Source organism: Bartonella sp. LB28NMGDW, from assembly GCF_042194435.1.
Lineage (GTDB): Bacteria > Pseudomonadota > Alphaproteobacteria > Rhizobiales > Rhizobiaceae > Bartonella > Bartonella grahamii.
The window spans coordinates 1-6,047 of record NZ_JBHIMX010000032.1 but is presented as its reverse complement, the minus strand read 5'-3'; the positions used below and the strand labels follow the sequence as shown (position 1 = coordinate 6,047).

Sequence of the window (6,047 nt, the reverse complement as noted above, 5' to 3'; positions counted from 1 at the left end):
TTGCTAACTTGTGTATCGGAACAGACAGAAAAAAAACGTAAGGGTGGTTCTGTATCTGCTGTCATTCTCTTATCGTTTGGGATATTAAAAAGAGAGAGTACAAAAAATAAAATACGCTTGCCTTTCCCAGCAAGAGTTTCTGCTATCTTTAAGACTAGTAAGGTCTTTCTCGTCCTACACGCCATAATCAATTCGCAACAGTCTGCTTCTTTTAGAACCCCTCACAGAACAAGCTTTAAGCGCTTCTTGTTGATGATCTAAAAGCTTTTTCGGTTTTTTTTCTTAAGCGTAGCTTCTCCTTTTTCTTCAAAAGGACTCAAATCTATTTGACTGTTTTCTCAATCAAACAGATTAATCCTTTGAATCTGGATTTCTTGGACTGCAAAAATATGAGAAGCGTTATCACTCCACTCTGTTTCGAGTGCTATCGATAAGAATATGACAGGTGAGGATTTTTTTCCCACTGACTACTATAAAAACTATCAATATCTTCTTTCTTGATCTGATGATTTGTATTATAAAACTTACAATGCACCATCACTCATATTATATTTGTCCGTCTATATCACATCCAAGTTGCATCCTTGCCAAGCAGCGTTGCTATATGAGGAAAAGTCTTATTGCTATCATCTCGTCCCTCACGAGAGAACTTATTAAAATAAACCTTCATTCTAGATGCTTAAAAATAAGCTAAAAAACATGTTGTTGGAGTTTGAAATTTGAAAACTGAGCTTTGCCTCTCTAAAATGCAAACTTCCCAATCCTTTTCTGAAACTAATCGTTCACGATCTTATTCCAGAAGACCCAAAAAATCCTACAAACAGAACCAAAAATAATCAAAGTCCTCTCCAAAACTTTCAGATATCCTCGTCTTTCAGAAAAAAAACTGTCTTATATCTGCAATTTGGCTTGAGAAAAAACGGAACATCTCCACTCATACATAAAAAATGGCGAGAAGGTGAAAAAAACGCTTCCAACTTACCTCTATCTTAATATCATAAAAAAGCTACAAAACTTGCTTCCAATGAAAAACGCAAGCCAAACTCTTCGTCATGGCACACAATCTTTTTAAAGGGGCAGAAACCTTCAAGAAAAATCAACATAAAGGGCCTGCTACTGTAGTCCAATCTTGCCTATTTTTTAATTGCTAACAATACCTAGGGGCTGCTTTCTTATAGAATTAAAAGCATCTGGAGAAGGTGAAAAAGCTTCCAGAAAATGATTTAAGAAAATTTGCTCTTGCTCTTAGCTCGAAATATAAAATGTTATGATAGGCTTTTGATGAAAATGATGTTGTTTTGGGATAAAAAAGACAAACATGCGTGGAGTGGAGGCTTTGCTAGCCTTTTGTCTTAAAAGACAAAACCTAAAATGCCTATGATCGTAACGATACCCCGATTATTTGCAAAGAGTGTTTTGTAGAGGGTAAAGCATTATGTTGGTAGCAAAAAGCCTGTAAAGAGAAAATGGTTATGGCATGTAAGAATAGTGCTCTTTATTTATTATGGCTGATCCATGAGCTCTAAGATATAAATTGAGAGGGAATGGGCGGCATTAAAAGTTAAACGCGCATGGCGAGGTTTGAGATTGATTAGTTTAAAATCCTTTTCTGAGCGGCCGTGCGCTGCACTTTTCTTGCTTCATATCTTCGGGATGGATCTTAGCTTTCTTAACGACTTCTTCCCATAAAGCAGGCAGCTTATTACGGGCGTTTTCTTCATATGAGATAGAATGGTGGTCGAGATAAGCTTTGCAAGAGGCTTCCAATAGATTTGCTGCAAATAGAACTGCCCCCCTGGATCTTTTTCTATATTTTCTAATGCTCTTTTTACTTCGATTTCTACTGCTGAAAGTCCTTTCGCTGCAATACGTTTTTGTAGCTCTTCTGTAGAGAGGAGACCAGATTTTTGCAATTCTTGTATGGAGGTCAACTCCTTCTTGATAAGATGCCCTCCACGCTGATATTCCAATCCATCTTTCTTTAACGTTTCTAAAACTTTACGTTTATCTTTTTGTAACTGTAAAATTTTTTCATATAATGATGGATTTAATCCGCTTGGGTCTGGATCATAATATTCTTTTTCTAAAAAATCCCCAAGCAAGTTACCAAGGACTTCAAGCGGTTCATTGCATTTCATATTGATTGCACGTAGCCATGCTTTAACTTTTTCGGGTTTTGAACCTACTGGAATTTCAGGAGGAGCAAATGATGCAATAAACAAGTCATCTAACTCGTTATGCGTATAATGGTGCGCAAACATTGGAGGAAGTAGTCCAATGATTGCAGGAGGGATTTTGTTTTTCTGAGATATTTTTTGCGGAGACAATAATTGCATTTTGTATCTTTATAATATCAAAAAGTGGTGTGTGGAGTGGTTTTTAGAGTATGATTTTCAATGTTTTTAAAATTTCCCTCTCAATGAGAGAAGGATTTTTTATTAAAGCGGGGTAGATTTGTTATGACAGTTCACAATGAAATAGAGAAAAGATTCTGCTTTACAAGCTGTTTTTGTTGCTTCAGCTTCATTTGAACCTGTTGCGATTATGAAATTATAGCGATTCAATGAGCTTGAAAAGGGGTGAATAACATCACCAAGTTTGCAGTGCGGTGCGATTTTCCACATCGCGGTGTGTGGTAGAAGATGATTAGCATTTATAGTGTGCGCGGGCGGAATGCTATATTCTATGCTGGTGCTGTAGGGGTGTCTGTTAGCGTGTTTATGGGACTATTCCGCATTGAAATGCGTGCTTAATTTCGTGGATATTTGCAAAGATACCAACAGAGAATCCCATATTTCAAGAGGTTTTGAGAGGTGTCCAAGAGCACAAAGCAAGTATGATGTTGATAAACACCGCATGTTATTGGAGATGGCCAAATTTTAGAGCTTAAGGAGCTTGTCGGTTTAGTGTCCTTTCATAAAAATGATGAAGGCTGTGGTCAAGGTTTCAGTGTGTTGGTTTCTCGAAAAGTGGTAAACTGCTCTATGATATTATATGTCGTTGCAAATGTTATTGAGAAGGCGTTCAAACAAAGCATATCATAAATCGGAGCCCTTTTCTTTATGCGACAAGGAGAATGCAAGGCAAAACAGTAAAAATGCAGCGATAGAGAATATAAAGAATATGAGATATGTTTGGTTTAAGGACAGATATTCTTCTGTCAGCGAATGGATCAAAAATCCAGCGAATACACCCCCCAAGGCTCCGCCTATTTGCTGTAATATGCGTGTGATAACTGCTGTATCTTTGACGTATAAGCTGTTGACATATTGGATAGGGGCGGAAAGGCAGACAATGGTGGTGATGCCAAGCCCTATGCCTCTTAGCAAGAATCCAAGCCCATCCATGCTTATATTATAGCCGAAGCATAATAATCCAAAGCTTGATATCACCAAACCAATTCCTATCATGAAAAAGGGAGTTTTTTCTTTCCATTTTTGGTAAATAAATTTCCTTCCGATCCATGCACCTACCCCTTGTAGAGCAAGGACTGCGCCGATGATGAGAAGGCTATTTTCATGGGCTTTTTCCATGGCAACGGCTAAAGGAAAATAAACGAGGAAGCTATAAAAAAGAAATGAAGCAACAAGCCCCATGATCATGAGTAATGTGTAGCGCGCATTTTGAAATCCGCTAAAGACGATTAATTTGTTTTTTGCTTTCTGATTAGAAACAATGAACAATATGAGAGATATCATCGCTATAAGTGCTAGGATATATACGGAGGTGTTGTTCTTTATATTTCTGGCTTCTGTGAGATAGAAAAACGAAATAAGCGATATGAAAAATGCTAAAAATGCAAATAAGTTAAATTTTGTTTTTGTTGTTTCGTTGCTCTTTAAATGTTTTGCTCCAATGGTGAGTGCCAATAAAATAAGCGGAATATTGATAAAAAATAACAAACGCCAAGACACATACTGAGCAAGCGAGGCGCCTACCAGCGGACCAAAGGCAGGAGCGAAAACTGTTGGTACGGCTATGGTGCCCATGGCTTGGCGCACTCGTGTCTGTCCAAATTGTAAGGCAATGATGGTTTGGCTAAGGGGTAGCAAAAGACCGGTCCCGAAACCTTGAACGATACGGGCAGATATAATAGTTGGAAAACTATAGCTTAATCCTACCCCCAGTGATCCAAGCATAAAAATGAAGCTTGCAAGAAACCAAGTGCTTTTGATACCTATTCTTCCTTGCACAAAAGCGGACATTAGCAGCCCTGGAACGGTGGCAAGAAAATAGGATGTTACAACCCATTGTATATTATTTTCTCCGACTGAAAAATAATGCGCAAGGTTAGGAAGGATGACATTGACAATGCTCCCGTCCAGCAGAGGAAGTATGCTGGAAATAATGACGGTATATATGACATACCTTTCTGTTTTTGTATAGGAATCTCTCTTTTGCATTATTATGCCCCCTGTTGATATTCTTTAAAATATTGTCCCCGCCCCATTCACAGACTTTTAAAAATTAACATGTGTTTGTGATGGCTGTGGTTTTGATATTGGGATGAATGTGATTGGAAGCGCTGATGGTCCCCTTGTATACAATCCCTCTTCCTCCAAAATGAAGCCATCAGTTAAGTTGATCTCAATGAGTTTATCGAGGAGTCTATTCGCCGTCAACTCTATCTGCATAAGAGCAAAAGCGGAACCTAGACAAATGTATATGCTTTCTCCATTTACATTTATTATTTAATATGGAAAATGCTTTAAAAGCTTTATAAATCAAATTATTGACTGAAAAATTCAATGTGTGTTTATGTATCATTTTTTATAATTAAATGATTGTTTGGGGGAAAATGTATTCTCAATAGTTTACAATTTTCTTTTCTTAAATGTGCAGCCTTTTCTGGAAAAGGTTCGACGATCTCTTAATCATTTAATAAAAATTAAAATCGGTTATAAGGAAGAGCTTGTAAATTATATAGTAGGAAAAAGTTGCATTTTATAAACAACAGGGGAGGGTTGTTTCCATAGCCCAAACATTTTTTCAAGTTGTTATGGTATCTTTTTGAAGTGCTTGATCGATAAAAGTTTCATAATTATCAGAAACAATATATTGGGTATTTTCTCCTAAAGCTTTGAAATGTTCACGACCGCAATGGATTTTCGCTTTTTCCAGATCGTGCAACATGTTTTCGAAAATACTTCTGCTTTCCACAATAAAATACAGTTTTTCTTGCCCATCTTTTACTTCAATAGAGGCAACTTCAATCTGCTTTATAGACTTTTGTTCATAAGCATCAATAGAATCGAGCTTATATAGCATGTTGTGTTTATCAAGATGAAATTGTTTATGTAGGTTTCTTGTATTGAAAGCAATAGTAAGATTTTTGATCTCTGTATAAAAATATTTACAAAAAAAATTAATAACGCATGATTATAGAATTTGGTTCTTTGTTTGAAGCGTGTAAAGTTAAATCGTTGTTTATTCATAGATTTTGTGTTCACTATTTATTTGATACATTTAATCTAAAATGTAAATTGTGTTCGTATACTCAAACTAAAGTACTGGTATTGAGGCGGTGAGCGTGTCGCGTTGTTGAGAATAGATAATTTGGTAGGCTGGTATTTCCTTTGTACCAGAGGAATTTCACCTTATTCTCTCATATTATGTGTGGATGAAATGTTAACCGCATAATGCTCCCTCTTACATGAGATGTAAGATTGATATGCTTTCCATATTAAGAAAAGTTGTTGATTGTGTAGGAATATTTTTCTGCGAAATTCGTTTTGCTTAAATGGCAAAAATAGAGCAATAGTTGCATATTTATTGCGCTGTAACGCATATATATAATCGATGGAGTCAACATTTCATCTAAGAAATTTTTTAAAGAAAAAACATAAGTAAATAGAATTGTTGAAAAAATCTTTTATTTTTAAGCTTGTTTCTCGTGATTATAAAAGCTTTACGTGGATGTCGAAAAATTTGGTTGTGTTGAAAAGCATGAAAAATCAAGGAAATTTTGCAAAAAAAGCTGCACTATGCGTGCAGCTTTTTTTGTGTTTGCTTTAGAGGTAGACGTTTTAAAGCATGAAAGTATCCTT

3 protein-coding genes and 2 pseudogenes are annotated in these 6,047 nt (G+C 36.2%); all 5 read right to left on the bottom strand.

All coding sequences use genetic code 11. The annotated features are described in order from the left end of the window. A pseudogene (locus tag ACFIKG_RS08380) lies at positions 1 to 535 on the bottom strand (DEAD/DEAH box helicase family protein); the annotation flags it as partial. A gap of 967 nt (positions 536 to 1,502) precedes the next feature. Continuing rightward, positions 1,503 to 1,625: pseudogene (locus tag ACFIKG_RS08375) on the bottom strand (hypothetical protein); the annotation flags it as partial. Positions 1,626 to 1,640: 15 nt separating this feature from the next. Next, positions 1,641 to 2,336: a hypothetical protein gene (locus ACFIKG_RS08370; protein ID WP_375652103.1), complete on the bottom strand. Its 696-nt coding sequence runs from the start codon at positions 2,334 to 2,336 to the stop codon at positions 1,641 to 1,643. Between the two features lie 702 nt (positions 2,337 to 3,038). Beyond that, on the bottom strand, positions 3,039 to 4,403 hold the full coding sequence (locus tag ACFIKG_RS08365) for an MFS transporter (RefSeq protein ID WP_375652102.1): 1,365 nt from the start codon (positions 4,401 to 4,403) through the stop codon (positions 3,039 to 3,041). 586 nt (positions 4,404 to 4,989) lie between these two features. Further along, positions 4,990 to 5,268, bottom strand: a complete 279-nt coding sequence (locus ACFIKG_RS08360; protein WP_375652101.1) for a hypothetical protein — start codon at positions 5,266 to 5,268, stop codon at positions 4,990 to 4,992. Positions 5,269 to 6,047: the final 779 nt, after the last annotated feature.